The organism is Xanthomonas pisi DSM 18956, assembly GCF_001010415.1.
GTDB classification, from domain to species: Bacteria; Pseudomonadota; Gammaproteobacteria; order Xanthomonadales; family Xanthomonadaceae; genus Xanthomonas; species Xanthomonas pisi.
Genome location: NZ_JPLE01000023.1, coordinates 22,124 through 42,233 on the forward strand (window position 1 = coordinate 22,124; position 20,110 = coordinate 42,233).

The 20,110-nt window shown below is 63.0% G+C and carries 15 protein-coding genes and 1 tRNA gene; 11 read left to right on the top strand and 5 right to left on the bottom strand.

Features of this window, described 5'->3' with window-relative positions:
- The first annotated feature begins 217 nt into the window (after window positions 1-217).
- Window positions 218-2,014, top strand: coding sequence for a DUF3300 domain-containing protein (locus Y887_RS06625; RefSeq protein WP_046963588.1), 1,797 nt, complete (start codon window positions 218-220; stop codon window positions 2,012-2,014).
- A 165-nt stretch (window positions 2,015-2,179) separates the two neighbouring features.
- On the opposite strand, the gene Y887_RS06630 is transcribed toward Y887_RS06625, so the two are convergent.
- Window positions 2,180-3,163 carry an RluA family pseudouridine synthase gene (locus tag Y887_RS06630; protein WP_046963589.1) on the bottom strand — a complete coding sequence of 328 codons (984 nt, stop codon included), beginning with the start codon at window positions 3,161-3,163 and terminating at the stop codon, window positions 2,180-2,182.
- 412 nt (window positions 3,164-3,575) lie between these two features.
- On the opposite strand from Y887_RS06630, the gene Y887_RS06635 reads away from it, so the two are divergent.
- Window positions 3,576-7,322: a ribonuclease E/G gene (locus tag Y887_RS06635; RefSeq protein ID WP_046963590.1), complete on the top strand. Its 3,747-nt coding sequence runs from the start codon at window positions 3,576-3,578 to the stop codon at window positions 7,320-7,322.
- Between the two features lie 434 nt (window positions 7,323-7,756).
- Here Y887_RS06635 and Y887_RS06640 read toward each other — a convergent pair whose 3' ends face one another.
- The 3 genes from Y887_RS06640 to Y887_RS06650 all read right to left on the bottom strand — a co-directional run bounded on the left by Y887_RS06640 (window position 7,757) and on the right by Y887_RS06650 (window position 9,907).
- Window positions 7,757-8,404 carry a response regulator gene (locus Y887_RS06640; RefSeq protein WP_046963591.1) on the bottom strand — a complete coding sequence of 216 codons (648 nt, stop codon included), beginning with the start codon at window positions 8,402-8,404 and terminating at the stop codon, window positions 7,757-7,759.
- Between the two features lie 215 nt (window positions 8,405-8,619).
- Window positions 8,620-9,381 carry a sulfurtransferase gene (locus Y887_RS06645; RefSeq protein WP_046963592.1) on the bottom strand — a complete coding sequence of 254 codons (762 nt, stop codon included), beginning with the start codon at window positions 9,379-9,381 and terminating at the stop codon, window positions 8,620-8,622.
- Window positions 9,382-9,541: 160 nt separating this feature from the next.
- Window positions 9,542-9,907 carry a DUF6164 family protein gene (locus Y887_RS06650; protein WP_046963593.1) on the bottom strand — a complete coding sequence of 122 codons (366 nt, stop codon included), beginning with the start codon at window positions 9,905-9,907 and terminating at the stop codon, window positions 9,542-9,544.
- 59 nt (window positions 9,908-9,966) lie between these two features.
- Here Y887_RS06650 and Y887_RS06655 point away from each other — a divergent pair, with 59 nt between their 5' ends.
- Together Y887_RS06655 and Y887_RS06660 are read left to right on the top strand one after the other, a co-directional pair.
- Window positions 9,967-10,398 (top strand): FKBP-type peptidyl-prolyl cis-trans isomerase, encoded by a 432-nt coding sequence (locus Y887_RS06655; RefSeq protein WP_046963594.1) that lies wholly within the window; start codon window positions 9,967-9,969, stop codon window positions 10,396-10,398.
- Window positions 10,399-10,409: 11 nt separating this feature from the next.
- The gene (locus Y887_RS06660) at window positions 10,410-11,672 is read left to right on the top strand and encodes a TIGR03862 family flavoprotein (protein ID WP_046963595.1); all 1,263 of its coding nucleotides are present in this window, start codon (window positions 10,410-10,412) and stop codon (window positions 11,670-11,672) included.
- Here the strand turns inward: Y887_RS06660 and Y887_RS06665 are convergent.
- A complete protein-coding gene (locus Y887_RS06665; protein WP_046963602.1) occupies window positions 11,656-12,948 on the bottom strand; it encodes a nucleotide sugar dehydrogenase in 1,293 nt (430 codons plus the stop codon). The two genes, Y887_RS06660 and Y887_RS06665, sit on opposite strands and share 17 nt — an antisense overlap.
- 139 nt (window positions 12,949-13,087) lie before the next feature.
- Between Y887_RS06665 and Y887_RS06670 the strand changes: the two genes are divergently transcribed.
- From Y887_RS06670 to Y887_RS06700, 7 genes are all read left to right on the top strand, one after another.
- Window positions 13,088-13,171: transfer RNA gene (locus tag Y887_RS06670), tRNA-Leu, on the top strand.
- Between the two features lie 1,580 nt (window positions 13,172-14,751).
- Window positions 14,752-15,072, top strand: a complete 321-nt coding sequence (locus Y887_RS06675) for a helix-turn-helix domain-containing transcriptional regulator (protein ID WP_046963596.1) — start codon at window positions 14,752-14,754, stop codon at window positions 15,070-15,072.
- 133 nt (window positions 15,073-15,205) lie between these two features.
- A complete protein-coding gene (locus Y887_RS06680; protein ID WP_211256984.1) occupies window positions 15,206-16,324 on the top strand; it encodes a hypothetical protein in 1,119 nt (372 codons plus the stop codon).
- Window positions 16,321-17,298, top strand: a complete 978-nt coding sequence (locus Y887_RS06685; RefSeq protein ID WP_046963604.1) for an ABC-three component system protein — start codon at window positions 16,321-16,323, stop codon at window positions 17,296-17,298. The genes Y887_RS06680 and Y887_RS06685 overlap by 4 nt, the downstream gene beginning before the upstream one ends.
- Window positions 17,295-17,543, top strand: a complete 249-nt coding sequence (locus Y887_RS06690; RefSeq protein WP_046963597.1) for an ABC-three component system middle component 6 — start codon at window positions 17,295-17,297, stop codon at window positions 17,541-17,543. The genes Y887_RS06685 and Y887_RS06690 overlap by 4 nt, the downstream gene beginning before the upstream one ends.
- Window positions 17,540-19,315 carry an ABC-three component system protein gene (locus Y887_RS06695; protein ID WP_046963598.1) on the top strand — a complete coding sequence of 592 codons (1,776 nt, stop codon included), beginning with the start codon at window positions 17,540-17,542 and terminating at the stop codon, window positions 19,313-19,315. The genes Y887_RS06690 and Y887_RS06695 overlap by 4 nt, the downstream gene beginning before the upstream one ends.
- Window positions 19,316-19,724: 409 nt before the next feature.
- Window positions 19,725-20,110 (top strand): conjugal transfer protein TraG N-terminal domain-containing protein (locus Y887_RS06700; RefSeq protein WP_046963599.1); only part of this gene is annotated, 386 nt, incomplete at its 3' end.

A 20,110-nucleotide genomic window follows, 5' to 3' on the forward strand; every position in this document is an offset into this window, starting at 1 on the left:
CACGCTGCTGCAGGGTGATGCATGCGCCTGCCGCTGTCCGGGTGTTGCGGCGGACGGGCGGCTTTGTGCACGTTCCGCAGCCCTGCGATCCGTCGTCGTGCAGCCGTGCTGAACGCTGCCCTGCCGAGCCATGACGGGCGCACCGTCAGAAAGCTTCCAGACACCGAGTGCGGCGCATCGTACGCGCGTCATCAACGCGCACTCAGCGAGGTGCCGTATGCAACGCACATGGTCACAGGGGCGCCTTGGCTGGGCGCTGGCAATCGCCTCCAGCGGCGCGTTGGCACTTGTCGGCTGCCAACGCACCGCACCGTCAGCCACCGCAGCGGTTCCCGTCCAACCGCCCGTTACCACCGCGCCGGCCTACAGCCCGCCGACGGCCGATCAGCTCTATCGCCTGGTTGCGCCGATCGCCCTGTTTCCCGACAAGCTGTTGGCCCAGACCCTGGCGGCGTCGGTCTACCCGGATCAGGTCCTTACCGCACAGGATTGGCTGCACAGCAATCGCAGCCTGACGGCTGCCGACCGCGCTCAGGCCACCGTCTCGCAAGCGTGGGATCCCAGCATCAAGGCATTGACTGCCTTTCCCGATGTCGTGGACCAGCTGGCCGGCAATCTCGACTGGACCCGTGCCCTGGGCGATGCGTACGCGCACGACCCCAATGATGTTCTCAACGCGGTGCAGATCATGCGCCAGCGCGCCCAAGCCAGCGGTCAGTTACGCAGTACAGCGCAGCAGCAGGTCCAGGTGGCGCGGCATGTCGTCGTTACCCCGATTCTGGATGGCGGACGTGTTCCCCCGCCGTCGCAAGTCATCACCATCGAACCGGCACTCCCGGACGTGGTGTATGTGCCGCGCTACGACCCGGGCGTGGTCTACGGCACGCCGGTCGATGTCTATCGCGACTATCGCTATCGCCCGGTGCGCTGGTACGACCAGGGGGATGTAGTCACTACCGGGGTGGTGTCGTTTGGCGTCGGCGTGCTGGTCGGCAGCGCGCTGGAGCACCACCACGGGTGGTTCGGCTGGGCCGCACCGGCACCGGCGTGGCACCGCTGGGGCTGGAACAGCTGGGGCGTGGACTGGAACGCGCCGCCGGCCGCACCGCATTACGTGGTGTACCAGAACCACGTCTATGCGCCGCACACCATCATCATCAACAACAACCGCAACACCTATATCGACGCCCGCTCGTACCTGCGGCAGGATCTTCGGCCTGCAGCCAACGGCGGTGCGGCGTCTGCGCCCGCCCCGGCATTGACGCCGGCAGCGCCGGTGGCCAACCGCGCAGCCTTGCCGATTACCGCGACAGCAGGTGTGCAGTCGCTCAGAACCCTGCAGCGCCCCAATCTGATGGCACCCTCGCCTGCCCACGCTCCACGTGCGCCAGACGATGCGCATCTGTCGGCGCCGCATTTTGAGCGGCAGATGCTGCAGCCCGGCCGTCCGGTGGCAACGCATGCTGCAGCGTCGATGCCGGTGCAGACGCAGGCGACGTTACGCGCACCGACCATTCCTGCATCCGTGCTTGCCTCGGCACGTCCGGCCGTCGGCATGTCCGCACCAGCGATTGCACAGGAGCGCACTGCACAATTGCAGCAAGTGCATCAGACCAGCGCTGCAGCACGCGTCCCGACGTTCGAGCAGCCCCGTCAAGCACCTCCAGCAGTCAATGCGCATGCTGCCTTTGCCAGCCGCGGCCCACGCAATGTCCCTCCTAGTGCGCCAGCGGCAACGCAGATGGCGATTCAACAGGGACATGCGCAGCAACCGACTGCGCCACGTCTGCAAGCGGCCTTGGTGCCGCCGCAACGGATGGAACGGGTGCAGCCACTGCCGCCGCGCCAGCAGCCACGGGCGATCACGCAGTCGCAGCCGCAACAACACGCGCAACGCCTGGTGTCCTTTGTACCCCCGCGCCCCGCTCCCGCCCACCCGGCCGACATGCATGCGCAGCGACCGCCCGCGCATGCGCAGGCGCCGCAGCATCGCGACCACCACCACGATAGCTAAACCTCACTGACGGACAGGCCTTCGGCGCAGTGGCCGGCCGTGACGGTCACTGCGCCGGGGATCTCACCAGGACGAGACAACCGCAACAGCTACGTCCCGCCAAGCGATGGGCATCACGCGCCAGATATCTGAAACAAGACGTCAGTGCAGTCTAAGATGACTGCGTCAACGCCCCAGCCGATCCAGCGCCTCGGACAGCTCAGGAGCCAGTGGCGCGCTCAGCAGGTAGGGTGTCTTGCCGGCATCCAGTGCGAATTCCAGCGAGGCCGCATGCAGGAACAGCCGCTTCAGCCCGAGTTGGTCGCGCAGGCGCTTGTTGACCTCGGCCTCGCCATACTTGTCGTCGCCGGCCACCGGGTGACCCAGATGCTGTGCATGCACGCGAATCTGGTGGGTGCGGCCGGTTTCGATCCGGACTTCGCAATACGAGTGTCCGCCGCGTCGTTCCAGCAATGTGAAATGGCTGAGCGACGGCTTGCCGATCGCATTGACCTGCACATGCCGCTCGCCGCCCTGGCGCAGGCCGATATGCAGCGGCGCGTCCACCGTCATGACGCCGTCCGGCATCCGCCCCACCAGCACGGTCAGGTAGCGCTTGGTAATGCCGCGCCCGACGCGATCGTCCTCACGCATCAGCGCCTGCAGCTCGGTCAGCGCCGAGCGCTTCTTGGCCACGATCAATAGACCGGAGGTATCGCGGTCGAGCCGGTGCACCAGTTCCAGGGTCTGGTTGGGACGTAGCGCACGCAGGGTCTCGATCGCGCCAAAGCTGATGCCGCTGCCACCATGGCTGGCCACACCGGATGGCTTGTTGAGCGCCAGCAGGCGCGCATCCTCGAACACGATCGCCGCTTCCAGCCGCGCCAGAAAGGAAGACGGCGGCGCAGCCTTGTCGCCTTCCTCGTTGACGCGCACCGGGGGAATCCGCACTTCCTCGCCGCCTTCGAGCTTGCGCTCGGCCTTGGCACGCCCGCCATTCACCCGCACCTGGCCGCTGCGGACCAGCTTGTAGATCAGGCTGCGCGGCGCCCCCTTGAGCTGGCCCAGCAGGAAATTGTCCAGCCGCTGCCCAGCGCGGTCTTCCGGAACTTTGAGAATGCGCACGCCCACACGGTCGGCAGGCGGCTTGGGGGGCTGGGGGTCGGTCATCCGGCTCTTTATTCTGTTACACTCGGCGAGCGAGATAAGGGTTTGATTTCGTTGGAAGTTGATTGGCCAGAAGCCTGCCTTCCGATGATTCCGGCACAGTGCGCGACCACCGCCCCCGGGGCGGCCATGTTAGCGGCTCACCGGCCTACCCGGCCATCGCCGGCGGTTTTTCGACCGTTGCGCTGAACATGTCCCGTGCGCTGCCCCGGTCCGTCCGGACGCGGCTGCCGGCCCTGAAACACCTATAAAACTTAAAAACAAGCGCTCCCGCGGCCTGCCGTGGTGTTGCAGCGCTGGAAACCCTGGTCAGGCCTGTCCGCGCGTTGCGCGAAGGGCCGACAAGCTGTTCCAGAGGCGAAACGTCACGGCGTTCCGCGCGGTAGAGCGCGTGAGGAACGCAATAATGAAGCGAATGCTGATCAACGCAACGCAGGCAGAAGAACTGCGCGTGGCGATTGTGGACGGCCAGACCCTGTACGACATCGACATCGAACAGCCGTCCAAGGAACAAAAGAAGTCCAATATCTACAAGGGCCGCATCACCCGGCTCGAGCCCTCTCTGGAGGCGGCGTTCGTGGACTATGGCGCCGAGCGCCATGGTTTCCTGCCGTTGAAGGAAATCTCCCGCGATTACTTCCAGGCCGGCGTCGACCACAACAAGTCGACCATTCGCGAGCTGCTGCGCGAAGGCCAGGAAATCGTGGTGCAGGTCGACAAGGAAGAACGTGGCAACAAGGGCGCCGCCCTGACCACGTTCATTTCGCTGGCCGGCCGCTACATGGTGCTGATGCCCAATTCGCCGAGCGCCGGTGGCGTTTCGCGCCGGATCGAAGGCGAAGACCGCGCCGCGCTGAAGGAAGCGCTGGACAAGCTCGATATCCCCGACGACATGGGCGTGATCATCCGCACCGCCGGTGTCGGCCGTGACGCCGAAGAGCTGCAGTGGGATCTGGATTACCTGCTGCAGACCTGGAAGGCGATCGCCGAGGCGGCGCTGAGCAAGCCGGCCGCGTTCCTGATCTATCAGGAATCGCGCCTGATCATCCGCGCACTACGCGACTACCTGCGCGCCGACGTCGGCGAAATCCTGGTCGATACGCCGGAGCTGTATGCCGACGCCCAGGAATTCATGAAGCAGGTCATGCCGCAGAGCCTGCGCAAGCTCAAGCACTACACCGACGACATTCCGCTGTTCAACCGCTTCCAGATCGAATCGCAGATCGAAGGCGCCTACGAGCGCAACGTGCGCCTGCCGTCGGGCGGCTCGATCGTGGTCGATCAGACCGAAGCGTTGACGGCGGTCGATGTGAACTCCTCGCGCGCCACCAAGGGCAGCGATATCGAAGAAACCGCGTTCCAGACCAATCTGGAAGCGGCCGAAGAAGTCGCGCGCCAGCTGCGCCTGCGTGACCTCGGCGGCCTGGTGGTGATCGACTTCATCGACATGGCCTCGTCCAAGCACCAGCGCGAAGTCGAAAACAAGCTGCAGAACGCGCTCAAGTACGACCGCGCGCGCGTGCAGTTGGGCCGCATCTCGCGTTTCGGCCTGATGGAGATGAGCCGCCAGCGTCTGCGACCGAGCCTGGGCGAATCCAGCCAGATCGTCTGCCCGCGTTGCGACGGCCATGGCCGCATGCGTAGCGTCGAATCGCTGTCGCTGTCGATCATCCGCGTGGCCGAAGAACACGCCATGAAGGAAAACACCGGACAGGTGCTGGTGCAGGCCCCGGTGGAGATCGCCAACTACCTGCTCAATGAAAAGCGCAGCGCGCTGCGCGAGATCGAAAATCGTCACGCCTCGCCGATCATCATCGTCGCCGACGAGCAGCTGCACACGCCGCATTACGAAGTCACGCGCCTGCGCGAGAACGAGTTGGGCGAAGACAGCGGCAAGCCGAGCTATCAGCGCGGCACCCCGCGCAAGTTGCCGGTGCATGCGCTGACCAAGGCGCAGTTGAACATTCCGGCAGCGCCTGCGGTCACCTCGATCAAGCCGAGCCAGCCGGCTCCGGTGCGTGAAGAGGCCCCTGCCCCGGTTGCGCCGACTCCGGCGCCTGCGCCGGTCGTCACCGTGCCGATTCCGGCACCGGTCACCGGCGTGGTCGGCTGGCTGAAGCGCATCTTCGGCGGCGTCGAGCCGGTCGCTCCGGCAGCCGAGTCGACCCCGCGTCCGCGTCCGAACGATGCAGGCCGCAACAACCGCAATGAGCGCGGCGAGCGTGGCGGCCAACGTCGCGATGGTCGCGATGCCCGTAACGGCAACGGCGGCAACCAGCAGCGCGGCGGTGGCAGCAACGGCAACGGTGCCAACAAGGAGCGTCGCGACGAGCGTCGCCAGCCGGCCAACGGCCAGAACGGCCAGGCCGCACAAGCTGGCGCCCAGGCTCAGCAACAGGTGCAGGTGCCCAAGCCGCCGCGCAACGAAGCGCAGGCACCGAAGCAACAACAGCAACAGCAGCAGAAGCCCAAGCAGCAGAACCAGACGCCGCGTCCACCACGTGCGCCTGCGCAGCAGGACGGCGTGCCGTCCGAACGGCAGCCGCGCCCGGCGCGTCAGGATGAAGGCACCGCTTCGGCGCAGACCCTGACATCGACCGCAGCAACTGCAACCACGTCGACGGTCGTCGCAGCCATTGCCGACACCGCTGCAGCGACCAACACGCAACCAATCGCCAACGAAGCCAAGCAGGCCCACCCGGTCGAGGTCGTGGTGAGCGAGTCCACTGCCGATCGCGGTACCGACGCCAGTGCCGATGGCCAGACCCAGGATGCGTCGGGCGACGATGCGGCCAATGGCGAAGGTGGAAGCCGTCGTCGTCGCGGTCGTCGTGGCGGTCGTCGGCGTCGTCGTGGCGCCGGTGCAAACGGCGAAGGCGGCAGCAGCGTCGATGGTCTGGAAACGGACGATCTGGACGGTGATGCGGACGGCGATCTGGATGGCGACAACGAGGGCGACGAGGCAGGCACGAACGCGGTATCGGCCGCTCCGCGTGCAGGCCAGCCGGAGTTCGACTTCGACGACGATGCGCCGGCTCCGGCCGCCCGCAGCAAGCCCGAGGCCAATGCAGCCGCAGCGCCCAAACCGCGCCCGGTTCCCAAGGAACGTGCGGAAACGCAGTCCGACAGCGGAACGACGTCGACGACCGCACCGGTCTCCAACGCCGCACCGTCGTTCGAACAGCAGGCATCTGCACCGACTGCTGCCGTATCGGCTCAGGCACGCGGTGATGCGAACGTAGCGGCTACCTCGACGGCACAGCCGACCGTTGCAGCTCCGACTGTCGCGTCCTCGCCAGCTGCTGCGGCCGATACTGCAGAAGCAGCACCTGCGCCGGTGGTCAAGCAAGCTTCTGCTGCTGACGCAACGTCACGGGGCGCTGCGACTGCTGCTGCATCGACCTCCGGCGACCACGCGGGAGCAGCCGTACCTGCTGCAACCTCGACGCCGACCGCTGAAGCGGCAGCGGCCACCCCGGCTGCGGTCACCAAGCCAGTCGAGCCGACCGCACCGACCGTGTCGTCGGCCGAAGCGCCCACCGACACGCAGGCCACCTCGGCGCCGAAGGCAACGACCGACACTGCGGCTGCAGTACCGCCGGCCGAATCGCAGGCGCGTGCTGTTGCGGCTGTCACTGCAACACCTGCAGTGCACACCGAGCCCGTGAAGCCCGCAGCAGCAACGCCTGTTGCTGGGCAGCAGGCGCCTGCAGCAGCGGCACCGTCGGCCCCACAGGCCACCGTGGTCACTGCCAAGGCGCCTGATGCCGAGCCGTCCAATGCGGCCAAGCCTCCGGTAGATGTCACCGTGACGTCCACTTCCACGGTGACGCAGGCTGCCGCAACGTCGGACGAGGCGCCGGCCGCTCCGGTACGCAAGCCGTATGCCCCGGTGCAGACGACCATGCTGGACGCGTTGGCTCCCAAGCCCGACGCAGCACCTGCGCCCTCGGCGGCCGCAACGCCGGTACCGCACAAGGCAGCAGAACCGTCGTCGCCAGCGACACCGCAGGCACCTGCCTCTGTGCAGGAACAGGCAACCGACACGCCGAAGCCGACCGTGGTCGTCTCCGAAGCGGTCAAGCCTGCAGCGCCGTCCGCTGACGCTGGCAGTGCATCCGTGCAGGAAGACGACGCCGACAAGCCGCGCAACGATCACTGATCGTTGCAACGCCTCTCCGATCCGGCCCGGACTTCCTGGGCCAGATCTGCATCAAACACGGCGGCCCTCGGGCCGCCTTGTTTTTATGCGCGATTGGCCACGACAGCATCGAAGCGCCTGGATGCAATCCCGGGCCGCGCAAACAATCGACGCCGCGTCGATTGCCGGGTATTCACAAGGTCGGCCCCGTTCGTTGCAGGTGCCGATGCCGGCGACAGGCTCGGCACGCTGGCATGCTCTGTGCGGCGACGCACATCACCCGCACCCCGCCCCCCGTCCGTGCCCCTCAGGTATCCGAGGACTGCCGGCCATTGCTCGCTAGCCGCATTGGCCGGCACGTAGAAACAGGGAAGTCGCCAATGGGCGGTTGGTCCGGCAGATGGCTCGGCCATGCTCCAGCAAAGCGCAAAGGTGCATGCAGAGACTGGAAAGCGCTACATCGTGCGGGCAGGGTCGGTCAGGCCGTATTGATTGGCCAGGCGCGCCAGCGCGATGTTGTCCTGGATACCGACTTTTTCGAACAGGCGCGCCTTGTGCGTATTGATCGTCTTGGCACTGAGATTCAGGCGCTTGGCGATGTCTTCCTGTCGCAGGCCCTGGGTCAGCAACAAGGCGACTTCCAGTTCGCGCGGCGACAACGCGTCGAATGGCGAGCTACCGCCTTCCAGGTTGGACAGCGCAAGATTCTGCGCAATCGTGTTGCCCAGGTAGCGCCGTCCCAAGGCAACCTCGCGTACCGCGCGTAACAGCTCATGCGCGTCGCCGCCTTTGCCGACATATCCGGAAGCGCCGGCTTCGAGCAAGCGCTTCGGCAGCGGGCCATCCTCCAGCACCGACACGATGATCACGCGCGTGCCGTAATCGCCCTTGACGATGCGCTCGGTGATTTCCAGCCCACTGACGCCGGGCAGATGCAGATCGCACAGCACGATATCCGGCCTGAGCTGACGAATCTGCGGCAATGCCGCTTCGCCGCTCTCTGCTTCACCCACGACATCGACGTCCACTTCCTTGGACAGGATCATCTTCATGCCGGTACGCACGAGTGCATGATCGTCGATCAGAAAAACTCTGATGGTCATCCTTGTTGTCCTCGCTGTGCGGCTGGCTGGTGCAGCCTAGCTCCGTGAATAATTCAGGGCAAGCTTGATGCGACGTATTACATCCAAGTTAGAGCGAAAAGCTCACTCATTTCGCGTGTAGCACTGCTGACACTGCGCGATGTGCCACTGCAGTGTGGTCGCATGATGCAAGCATCTGCAAGACCGGCTGCATCGGGCAATGCAGTCGCGCCCGGTCAGACTTTTCCCGGTTCGGCGGTCCGCGCATCGTCCACCAGCGGACGCAACGCCGGATCGAGTGCGACGCGCTCATCGAACACGAAACAGCGGCCGTCATAGCCTTCGCCGCCGACTTCTTCGAAATAGCCCAGGATTCCGCCTTCCAGCTGCAGCACGTTATCCATGCCGTCGGATTGCATCCACAGCGCCGCCTTCTCGCACCGGATACCGCCGGTGCAAAAACTCACCACCGTGGCATCGGCCAATGCTGCGCGATGCGCTTCAAGTGCTGCGGGCAACTCGGTGAACTTGTCGATCGGCAGGGTCAGCGCTCCCTGAAACGTGCCATAGGCAACTTCCTGCGCGTTGCGCGTATCGAGCAACACCAGCGGGCGCCCCCGGTCATCCCGCCCGTTGCGCATCCACTCGCGCAGCACCGCAGGCGTCACTGTCGGCGCACGGCCTCGCAGCGGCGATGCATCGTCGCGACGGAAGCTGATGATCTCCGGCTTGACCTTGACCTTGAGCCGCGCAAACGGCTGCTGCGCGCTGCGGCTGTACTTGATGCGCATCTGCGCAAAGCGTGGGTCGCCCTGCAGCCAGCGATAAAACGCGCCGACCCGCTCGGCTTCGCCCGCCAGAAAGAGATTGATGCCCTCTTCGGCCACCAGCACAGAGCCCTTCAGCGACTGCTGTTCGGCGTGCAGCAGCACGCTGTCCGCCAGCTGCTGCGGGTCGTGGATGGTGACGAATTGGTACGCCGCAGTATTGGTGATCATCCGGGTATTTTAAGGCGCCCGCTCCCGGGTAGCGAGCGCCTGCCGGATGATCCATCGCCCTGCAGGCAGTGAAGGCAACCGCGCTGCCCCAAAGCCCCCCGGGCAACGGGTATCCGGATGCAGCCCCCGATCCCATCACCGGTCGCTGCGCTATGCACCGTCAGCCACGCAGCAACAGAAATGGCAGCAACACCAACGATGCGACGATCAGCATCCCCACTAGCGTGGCGATCACGAACAGCGGTCGCTTGCGCAGCAATGCCACAAAGGTCTCTGCAGTGCCCGCGGCGATCGCTTCCTGCCGCTGCGCCCGCGCCAGCGCGCCACGCTGGGCCTGATACGCATCCAGCACCGCCTTGGCGCGCGGGTAGTCGGCATCGTCGCTGAGCCAGATGCCACCAGCGGAAATGCCCCAGTTGCTGGGCCGGGTTTCGTAGATCTGCACCAGGTGCTCGCGCAGCAGCGCCCGCACCTCGTCGGCCTCGTCGTCGGGAACATTACGCAGATTGAGCAGCAGCTTGGCCATGGCGCGATGATAACGGGAGCCAGATGCGATAATGGCGGCCTTCCTTGATGGATCACCCCATGCGCCTTCTGTTGACGCTCTGTGCCGCGCTGTTGCTTGTCAGCTGCGCACCTGCCCTGCCGCCGTCCGGCGGCACCATTGCCAGCTTCGAGCTGATCGATCGCACCGTCGGCACCGGTGCCGAAGCCACTCCGGGTGCGATGGTCACCGTGCACTACACCGGCTGGCTGTACGACGAAAAAGCTGCCGACAAGCACGGCAAGAAATTCGACAGCTCGCTCGATCGCGCAGAACCCTTCCAGTTCGTGCTGGGCGGGCATCAGGTGATTCGCGGCTGGGACGATGGGGTTGCCGGCATGCGTGTGGGCGGCAAGCGCACCTTGATGATCCCGCCCGACTACGGTTATGGCGACAACGGCGCAGGCGGCGTGATTCCGCCCGGCGCATCGTTGGTGTTCGACGTGGAACTGCTCGGCGTTCAGCCACGCTGAGTGCCTGAGCAATGATGGACACCAACAGACCGCGACTGGCGGTGATTGGCGGCGGACCTGCGGGGTTGATGGCCGCTGAAGTGGCATGCGCTGCCGGGATTGCGGTCGATCTGTACGAGGCCAAGGGCTCGGTGGGGCGCAAGTTCCTGATCGCCGGCAAGGGCGGGCTGAATCTCACCCATTCCGATCCGATGCCGCTGTTCGCCCAGCGCTACCGCGAGCGCACCTCGGCGGTGGCATCGTGGCTGCAAGACTTCGATGCCGACGCCTTGCGCGGATGGGCACGCGCGCTGGGCGTGGAGACCTATGTCGGCAGCTCCGGGCGTGTGTTCCCGATCGATCGCAAGGCTGCGCCGCTGCTGCGCGGCTGGGTGCGCAGACTCAAGGAACAGGGCGTCGACTTCCATGTGCAGCATCGCTGGCTGGGCTGGAGCGACGACGGCGCACTGCGGTTCGCAACGGCTGCAGGCGACATCGCATGCCATGCCGATGCAGTGGTGCTGGCGCTGGGTGGCGGCAGTTGGCCGCAGCTTGGCTCGGATGGCCGGTGGCAGGCAACGCTGCAGCAACGCGGCATCGCCGTCGCCCCGCTGGTGCCCGCCAACTGCGGTTTCGATATCGACTGGAGCGCGCATTTTGTGCAACGGCATGCAGGCGCGCCGCTCAAGCCGGTCGTCGCACACTGGCGCGATGGCGCCGGCGTGCAGCACGCATTGCAGGGCGAATGCGTCGCGACCGAAACCGGCATCGAAGGCAGCCTGATCTATGCGATCGCCGCCGACTTGCGCCAGCAGATCGATGTAGATGGCCACGCGGAGCTCGGCCTGGATCTCGTGCCGGGACGGACGTTGGAACGGGTAAGCGCCGAGGTGTCCCTACCGCGCAAGGGGCGCAGTTTCAGCGAGCATTTGCGTCGCCAGGTCGGCATCGAAGGCGTCAAGGCCGCGCTCCTGTACGAGCACCTGGGCAAACAGGCCGGCGACGATCTTGCGCTGGTTGCACGCACGCTCAAGCACCTGCCGCTGCGCCTGCTCAGACCCCGCCCGCTGGCCGAGGCAATCAGCTCGGCCGGTGGCGTGCGACTGGAAGCGCTGGACGCGCAGCTGATGGCCCGCGCGCACCCCGGCGTGTTCTGTGCCGGCGAAATGCTCGACTGGGAAGCGCCAACCGGCGGCTATCTGTTGACCGCATGTTTTGCCAGCGGACGACGCGCCGCGCTTGGCGCCGTCGACTGGCTGCAACGTCGACCCGATCGCGTCACAGGCGATCGCTGACAGCCGCGCGCGGCCACACCGACTTGACGTCGTACACCACCGCGCCCGGCTTGCCGAGCGCTGCGATGCGCTCCACGTCGTAATCGCGATACTGCGCGTGCGCCACTGCCAACACGACCGCATCGTAGGCGCCCTCCTCCGGCGCCTCGCAGAGCTGCACGCCGCCATGCTGCAAGGCTTCTGCCGGGTCTGCCCACGGGTCGCAGGTATCGACGTGCACGCCGGCCGCCTGCAACAGCTGCACCAATTCCAGGGCACGGCTATTGCGCAGGTCCGGGCAGTTTTCCTTGAAGGTGGCACCCAGCACCAACACCCGCGCCTGTGCCAGCGTGACGCCGCGTAGAGCCAACATGCCGCAGACGCGCTCGGCGACATGCCGGCCGACGCGGTTGTTGACCTGGCGCGCGGTGTGGATCAGGTCCGGGTGGTAACCCACGCTTTCGGATTTGTGCATCAGATAGTACGGGTCCACGCCGATGCAGTGGCCTCCGACCAGGCCAGGCCGGAACGGCAGGAAATTCCACTTGGTGCCGGCGGCTTCGAGCACATCGAGCGTGTCGATACCGAGCTTGTCGAAGATCAGCGCCAGCTCGTTGACCAAGGCGATATTGACATCGCGCTGGATGTTTTCGACCACCTTGGCCGCTTCGGCCACGCGCATCGACGACGCGCGCCACGTGCCTGCCGTGATGATGCCGGCATACAGCGCATCGACCGTCTCTGCAGCCTGCGGCGTCGAGCCGGAGGTGATCTTGCGGATATCGCGCAGCCGTCGCTGACGATCGCCAGGATTGACGCGCTCGGGGCTGTAGCCGCAGAAAAAGTCCTCGTTGAAGCGCAGGCCGGAGGCAGCCTCGAGCAGCGGCACGCAGACTTCCTCGGTGGTGCCCGGATACACGGTGGATTCGTAGATCACCAGATCGCCGGGCTTGAGCGCGGCGGCAATCAGGGTCGTAGCACTGCGCAACGGCTCCAGGTCCGGCTGCTCGAAGCTGTCGATCGGGGTCGGTACGGTGACGATGAAGATGCTGCAGCTCGCCAGGTCAGCCGCGGTTGCGCTGTAGCGCAACTGCGTTGCGGCAGCTAGTTCGGCGTCGTCCAATTCCAAGGTAGCATCGTGACCGTCGCGCAGTTGCGCGACCCGCTGCGCATCGATGTCGAAACCCAGGGTGTCGCGGTGCTGGCCAAACGCTACCGCCAGCGGCAGGCCCACGTAGCCGAGCCCGATGACGGCAATGCGCGAATGCAGCAGTGGGAGAAGCGTGTTGCCGGACATGCGGTTCCTTTGATCGCGCGCAGTGGGTACCGCGCGGCTGTGCGGCGGCAGCATAGCGCACGCGGCAGGTCCGGAGCCTTGGGAAGAATCGTCGCCTGGAGATTCACAATCGCTGCGCAATCAGGCACGCTATCGCAATGCCCGGGTGGCGAAATTGGTAGACGCAAGGGACTTAAAATCCCTCAGCTGCAAGGCTATGCGGGTTCGACCCCCGCCCCGGGCACACGCTGGCACGAAACTCCATTGCCAGATGCGATGACACTGCGTCCTCAAGGACGCTTTCCTGCCGCGCGTGCAGCCGGCATGTCCGTGAGCACCACCACCTGCAATCACAGCGACGCGGGCAGGATGCGCTGATCAGTCAAGCGGTGGCGCAAGGTGTGTGGACTGAAACCTGCCCGCGGCTTCCATCTCAGCGCCTGTCTGCGAAATGCTCTTGCAGGCGCCTGAGGACACGGCAATCCATACAGGGCACTCCAAGTTCGTTAGGCAGACGAGAGGTCGCTGCGTTCGAGCGCATGACCTTGGCTGTGCGGCGAACAGCTCCGCTGTTGCAGGACGAGTTGCCGCCGAATGAGAAGTCCGTAGCTCCAGGAATATCGATTCGCCGCCCCGCTCGCCCGATCGCTAGTGCATGGGCCGCAACGGGGCGCGAGGCCACGGCGCGTGTCTGGTCAACTGCACGGCAAACACCGCCGCTCCTTGCACAAGCTTGCGGATCTGCAGAAGCGCTCTCGGCCCTGGGGTCATACCGACGCCTTGCCCAGCCACAAACCATGTTCAACGACAGCATGCTCGCCGCAGGAAGCGTCTTATGTCGGAAAACAAAAACCCCGGATATCGCGGGATATCCGGGGTCTGAATTTGGAGCGGGAAAAGAGATGCTCGCTTCCGCCCTAACTCCTTGATCCATAAGAGGTTTGTCAGACAACCCTCCGTTGGAAGAACGCTATTATGTACTACTTTTGTGGGTTTGGCCAAGTCGTGCGGGTAAAAGTGCCCCGACGAGGCTTCCGATGATCGGGGGGCCGCCAAAAACCCAGGCCTTGGCTCACTCGCTGCCAGCCACTCAGCCCACTTTTGCCTACTGAGTTACATCTGGATTGGTCGTAGACAGCCCATAGCCGCCACCCACCCCGACGTCGCGGACAATCGCTTCGCAGCGAGGCCGTGTGAGAACGCGAGTCCAGCCTTGGATTTCTCAGTTCGCTCAAAAGTGAACCGCTCAGAACGTCCTACAAGGCACGGTCCCGGAGTTGAAGAATGGTTAACCCATCCCCGTGAAAGGCAGCTATCGACGTTTTTTCACAGCCTCCAGCTGTGGCAGGCACTCGGCCCCACCGCCTCTGGTGACTAATTGAAGTTACACCAGTCACTTAAGAGCGGTCGACAACCGAAGGCATATGAGACTTCTCCGCCTACTGGCACCGCTGTCGCGCCTTTGGCTACCGCTTGCCGAGTGGTAACATATGTGCTACCAATAGCTCCATTGAATATACAAGAGTGCATATAAGAAGAAGGCGTCAGTTACTTGTGGAATGATTAGCGCTAGCACGCCGCGGCAGCGTGTCGTCCTCACGCTCATAGAGCAAGGCAACCTGTCAACATCAAAGACGTCGGGGAAGGTGCGCAGGGGTAATTGCTGGATTTTCGGGCCGGGACCCGACCTACTCCAGCCGCGAGGTCGACATGCTCGCCCTGGTTGCCGACGGGACGAAGAAGCGACAGCAGCCGCGACATAGAGGCCGCGCCGACCCGTTGGGAGGCCTGCAAGCGGCGTTTGCGATCAGCGAGGTGTGAACTATGGCTTTGACACGTAACTTTAAGGAGACGGTGCTGGCACGAGTCCATGCAGACCCGAAGTTCGGGAAGGCCCTGCTCAAGCAGGGCATTGAAACCATGCTTTCTGGTGATGTAGACACCGGCAAGGCGATCCTGCGCGACTACATCAAAGCGACGCTCGGCTTCGAGCAACTCGGCGCCGAGACCGGCTCGTCGCCCAAAAGTCTGATCCGGATGTTCGGCCCAACTGGCAACCCGCAGGCGCGCAACCTGTTCAGTGTCATCAGCCACCTACAGCGCCACGCAGGCCTGACCTTGCATGTGACCTCGAGACCACACTGACACGGTTTGTAGTCCAATACAACGCAAACGCCCATATGGAGACAGCGATGAAGGGGAGAAAAGCGCGTCTACTTGCCATCGGATTCTCATTCTTTGAGCCTCGCTCAAGTGCGGCCGTAGCTACGTGATCGTCATGCCTGTCGCCCACCCTGCTTGCGAGCCATACGAGGAAGATGACGCTGACGATGCATGCCGGCCTGAGCTCGCTTCGCGTCAATTGGTCACGTATTACCTGAGCCGCGACCGCTTGTTGGGTCTGCTGCAAGTTGATCGGTTGCCGGCCCACGTGCTCGCCGCTCTACAGGGGCAGGACGTTCTCATGGCGTCCGCGATCCTCTCAAATGCGGTCGGCCAGTACTTGGTCGACGCGATTGCTCACGGCAACGTCAAGACGCTGCCTCAGCTGACTTTTGAAAACCGGCTGCAGGCCGGCGTCCCGTTCATCTATGACGGACACACGTACGGCAACGGCTTCTCCCAACGAAACAAGACACCGCTGCTCAGTCTTAGAGAAAAACTTGATGGGCCGCTTATCGGGAAGCAGCTGGTCGTCGAGTTCTCAAAGGGCAATTTGGTCAATGACACCGCGATGACGCGCATGCAGGGGTCTACGCGCCTCTTTGTCTTCGGCTATATCGCCGATATGGACGGGACCACGATCCGGGCGGTGCCCTACGCCATCGGCGATCTGGTCGAACGCGGTGGTGGTTTACCAACGCCGTTCGTACAAAGCCTAGAGCTGCGGCCAGAAGACATCGATCAGTTCGCAGGCTTGGATGAAAAGTGGACACCCAAAGCATCTGAATTCTCGGTGATGCGCGGCGTGCCTGAACAGTCGGTCAAAGAGTTGCTGTGCCAGTTACTCGGCGAGCCCAGCATTCCAAACGACTGGGGTGGTGAGGAGAGTGATGTGTTCTCTGCCAATCTAGGCGTGAACGGCCGTCGGCAGACGGCTGCCTTTCTACTCAAGGGCCCGTCTCGCTTCCACCCGATGAAGCCCACGGACCTTGGCCGCAACGGTGATCAGCTCTATCGACTGTTCAATATTCCGGCCGATGTGTTCGTAATTCAACACTGCCACAGCATTGGCGCTGCTGTACGCAAACAGGCCTTGGCTTTTGCCCTCCAGCGGTCGTTTACTACCCCTTGCCGCGTCTTGTTTGTTGATGGTATGACGACAGCACGGCTTTTGCGGGCACATGGAGAATGGCCTACGCCAACGGCCACGCTGAGACGGAGGACGTGCGCATGACTTCGATACCGCCTGCACAAAGAGGGACAACCGTTGATCCTTTCACGGCCAGTGAACGCTACTACTGGCGGATCGCGCTTGAACTTAAGCTGCGTAAGTCCAACAGCGATGCGTTCCAGGACTTTTTCTCGACCGTCATGGGTCTTCTTCATGGTGACGACTTCGTGCGTGTTCGTCCATACGGGTCTCTCGGTGATAAGGGGTGCGATGGCTATCTGCAATCGGACGGCCAGCTATTTCAGTGCTACGGAGCGCTTGCCGGCGAGTTGAAGCAGGTTGGCACGCTGACAACCAAAATGACGGACGACTTTGCGAAGGCTCTGAAGAACCTAGCCGCCATCATGAGAGAGTGGCACATGGTGCACAACATCGCCGACGGACTACCTGTTGAGGCGCTAACAACGATGAGCGCACTCAAGGAAGCCAATCCTAGCCTCGCATTCGGGTTTGTCGGGATGGAGGGATTTTCCGAACGAGTGTTCCGCCTGCAACCGTTCCAGATTGAATCCCTGCTTGGTCCGGCGGCGTCCGATATGGATGCGGCAAGTCTTGACACAGCCACTCTGCGGGACCTTGTTCAGCATCTACGCAACGAGGCTGACGCGATCGACTTCAATGCACAGGACCTGCGGCCAGTCCCGCTTCACAAGTTGACCTACAACAATTTGCCGAACCACTGGAAACAGCTGATCGCGGGGGGCTGGAAGAATGCCCATCTTGTCGGTCAATACTTCGACCGCCATCCGGACCCGCTGACTGGCGAACGCATTGCGAAGCTCTTCCGTGATCGATATGAGTACTTGAAGGCCCAGCTTCTCAATCCGGGCGACATCATGGCGTCGCTATATGAACTGGTCACGGGCATCGGTACGGTTCCACCGCAAAAACAGGTTGCGGTGCAATCATTGCTGGCCTTTCTTTTCGAGAACTGCGACATTTTTGAGCGCGAGCCCATCGCCCCTGTGACGCCATGATCCTGCCGACCAAGTACCTGCCGCATGACCGGGCGTTGATCACAGTAGGCGGCGACATCCTTAAGCATCTCCAGGAGCCGCGATCGGTATCCGCGCTCTGGGATTGCGTGCGCGAGGCGCAAATCTACAAAGCTCCGGACGCTATGGTTTCCTTTGACTGGTTCATCCTCGCGCTCAATCTCTTATATGCCATCGCCGCTATCAACTATCGAGACGGCATCATCTACGGCGAGCACACAGCATGATCGTCTCAATAGAAAGTTCACTGAAGTCGTTCAAGGCCGTGAGGTTCCACTCCGGCCTTAACGTGCTGCTGTCTGATCGGACATCGGATTCGACCAACAAGCAAACCCGCAACAGCGCCGGCAAGACAAGCCTCATCGAAGTCATCCATTTCCTGCTGGGTGCGGACTGCGAAAAGGACTCGCTCTTTCGGCTGGACGAACTGATCGAGCACACCTTCAAAGGTACGTTCCGCATCGGTGGCGAATTGCTCACCATTGCTCGCACTGGTTCTGACCCTTCAAAGATATTCCTGATCAGCGGAGGTGAAGAGAGCAAGGACATTCCGCGCAAGCTCGACAAGGCAAGCGAGCGGTTCTATGTTTCGAACGTGAACTGGCGCGTGTTCCTCGGCCACGCCATGTTTGGGCTCCCAGCAGACGAACGCGGCACGCTCTTTGACGAGTCATTCACGCCAACCTTCCGCTCGATGTTCTCCTACTTCGTGCGGCGTAGGAATTCAGGTGGTTTCATCAGCCCGGAGCGCCAAGCCGAGAAGCAGCAGCGATGGGACTGGCAGGTCAACCTGTCGTACTTGTTCGGCCTCGACTGGCAAATTCCGTTCGCCTTCAACAAGATTCGCGCACGCGAGAAGACGTTGGACGAGTTGAAAAAGGCTGTCAAGATTGGCGCACTCGGTTCGGTGATCGGTACGGTAGCCGAACTGCGCCCGCAAGTGACGATCGCTGAAGCAAAGGCTAGCAAGCTGCGGCAGAACCTAGAGCAGTTTGAGGTACTTGATAGCTACAAGTCCCTTTCGAAGCGTGCGGGTCAAATCAAGACCGAGATGCAAACTCTGACCAGGCAATCCGTCACGTTGAATGAGACACTTGATCATCTTCAGGAGGCGCTGCATTCCGAGCGGCCACCACAACGCTCAGACATTCAACAGCTATACGCTGCGGCCGGCATTGAATTACCTGGCGTTGCTCTGCGACGTTTCGATGATGTAAGCAACTTCTACGAGTCTGTCGTTGCCAATCGCCGTGTTCATCTCGAACAGGAGATCAGCGATGTGCGCTCCCGCATCGAGGGCGTGGAAAGCGGTCTGAGTCGTCTCGACGACGAGCGGAGCAGCATATTGCGGACGCTGCAGGGACGGGGAGCGCTGGACGAATTTCTGGCGATGCAGCGCGACTTGGCGGACGTTGAGGCAAACGCCGCATCGCTGCGCGAGCGCTTCAAGGCAGCGGAGGCCCTTGAGGGTGAGACTACGAAACTCGACATCGACCGGGCGGAGCTGAAGCGGAAGCTCCAAGAGGACCACCACATCCGAGAGAAAGTGCTAGATGAAGCGATCCTGATCATTGCCGATGCAATCGCAGAGCTGTACGACGATCGTGCTGGCCGCCTCGTGGTGGCGGCCACCGAAAACGGCCCTGAGTTCCGCATCTCGATCGAAGGGGATCGCGGTGGCGGGATCGCCAACATGGAGATCTTCTGCTTCGACCTAGCCCTTCTTCAGATCGTGACGAAGCGCTATGGTGGCCCCGGATTCTTGATCCATGACAGCCATCTCTTTGATGGCGTCGATGAGCGTCAGGTCGCTGGAGCGTTACGCCTTGGCAGGGAGACCAGCGAGGAACTTCAGCAGCAATACATAGTCACGATGAATTCGGACATCTTCGATCGCCTGCCCGCTGACGAATCGACTGATCTGCGCGGCGCAGTTCTCGATACCCGGCTTTCGGATCATACCGAAGACGGGGGACTATTCGGTTTCCGCTTTGGTTGATTGATGCCGGCATTACGGCAGACAGCACTTTTTGATTTTCCCGCTACCCCATGGACAGGGATAGACGATTTGACATGACTTGCAAGGCGCGGGAGTGGCAACAACGATAGTCGGACACATGGCAGTCAAGGTTCCCGGAACCCAGGAGCGGTAGCCTGTCAGCCTTCAGTTTTCGATTGGCTTCGTCCCTGGACGCCAACATAAGAATCAGGGTGCGCACAGTTCGGATTGTTCCACCTATACACAGACGCGTTGCCCCCAACATCAAGCTCCATTAAACATGGCCTTGATTGCAAGGTAGCGCCCCAGCAGCGCGGATGCCACTTTCCGGCCCTGCAGCCTTGGTCCTGGAAAAAGCGGCGCCTAAGCAAGCACATGGTCATGGTCACGAACGGCGCGCAGAGATCCTATGACCCTCTACACCACGGACTACCTGGAGTACTACCTCACGCTGGTCGGCTGGATCGTGCACAACGGGATATGGAACATCTTGGTCGCCAGCGGCATGTTCGCCCTGCCCTTCGTGTCCATCGTGATCCAAGAATGGCTCCGGGCGCGAACCGAGGGGGCCGACGAGGGGAATAAGGGGGTCCTGTCGGCGGTCCGCATCGAGAACCGCGTATGGGTTGCCATCGTGGTCATCCTGTTCGCCGGCATCCCCTTCATCAACGTCAATCTCTCGACGATCCAGTTCGATGCCACGCGCTCCACGCAATGCAAGGTGGATGTAGCGACGCCGCAGGACACCCGATGGTCCAATGCCTTCACTACGCTCCGACGTCCCCCCAATTTTGA

Coding starts and splice junctions, on each gene's coding strand:
- Y887_RS06625 (WP_046963588.1), top strand. CDS start 218: ATGCAACGCACATGGTCACAGGGGCGCCTTGGCTGGGCGCTGGCAATC.
- Y887_RS06630 (WP_046963589.1), bottom strand. CDS start 3,163: ATGACCGACCCCCAGCCCCCCAAGCCGCCTGCCGACCGTGTGGGCGTG.
- Y887_RS06635 (WP_046963590.1), top strand. CDS start 3,576: ATGCTGATCAACGCAACGCAGGCAGAAGAACTGCGCGTGGCGATTGTG.
- Y887_RS06640 (WP_046963591.1), bottom strand. CDS start 8,404: ATGACCATCAGAGTTTTTCTGATCGACGATCATGCACTCGTGCGTACC.
- Y887_RS06645 (WP_046963592.1), bottom strand. CDS start 9,381: ATGATCACCAATACTGCGGCGTACCAATTCGTCACCATCCACGACCCG.
- Y887_RS06650 (WP_046963593.1), bottom strand. CDS start 9,907: ATGGCCAAGCTGCTGCTCAATCTGCGTAATGTTCCCGACGACGAGGCC.
- Y887_RS06655 (WP_046963594.1), top strand. CDS start 9,967: ATGCGCCTTCTGTTGACGCTCTGTGCCGCGCTGTTGCTTGTCAGCTGC.
- Y887_RS06660 (WP_046963595.1), top strand. CDS start 10,410: ATGATGGACACCAACAGACCGCGACTGGCGGTGATTGGCGGCGGACCT.
- Y887_RS06665 (WP_046963602.1), bottom strand. CDS start 12,948: ATGTCCGGCAACACGCTTCTCCCACTGCTGCATTCGCGCATTGCCGTC.
- Y887_RS06675 (WP_046963596.1), top strand. CDS start 14,752: ATGGCTTTGACACGTAACTTTAAGGAGACGGTGCTGGCACGAGTCCAT.
- Y887_RS06680 (WP_211256984.1), top strand. CDS start 15,206: ATGCCTGTCGCCCACCCTGCTTGCGAGCCATACGAGGAAGATGACGCT.
- Y887_RS06685 (WP_046963604.1), top strand. CDS start 16,321: ATGACTTCGATACCGCCTGCACAAAGAGGGACAACCGTTGATCCTTTC.
- Y887_RS06690 (WP_046963597.1), top strand. CDS start 17,295: ATGATCCTGCCGACCAAGTACCTGCCGCATGACCGGGCGTTGATCACA.
- Y887_RS06695 (WP_046963598.1), top strand. CDS start 17,540: ATGATCGTCTCAATAGAAAGTTCACTGAAGTCGTTCAAGGCCGTGAGG.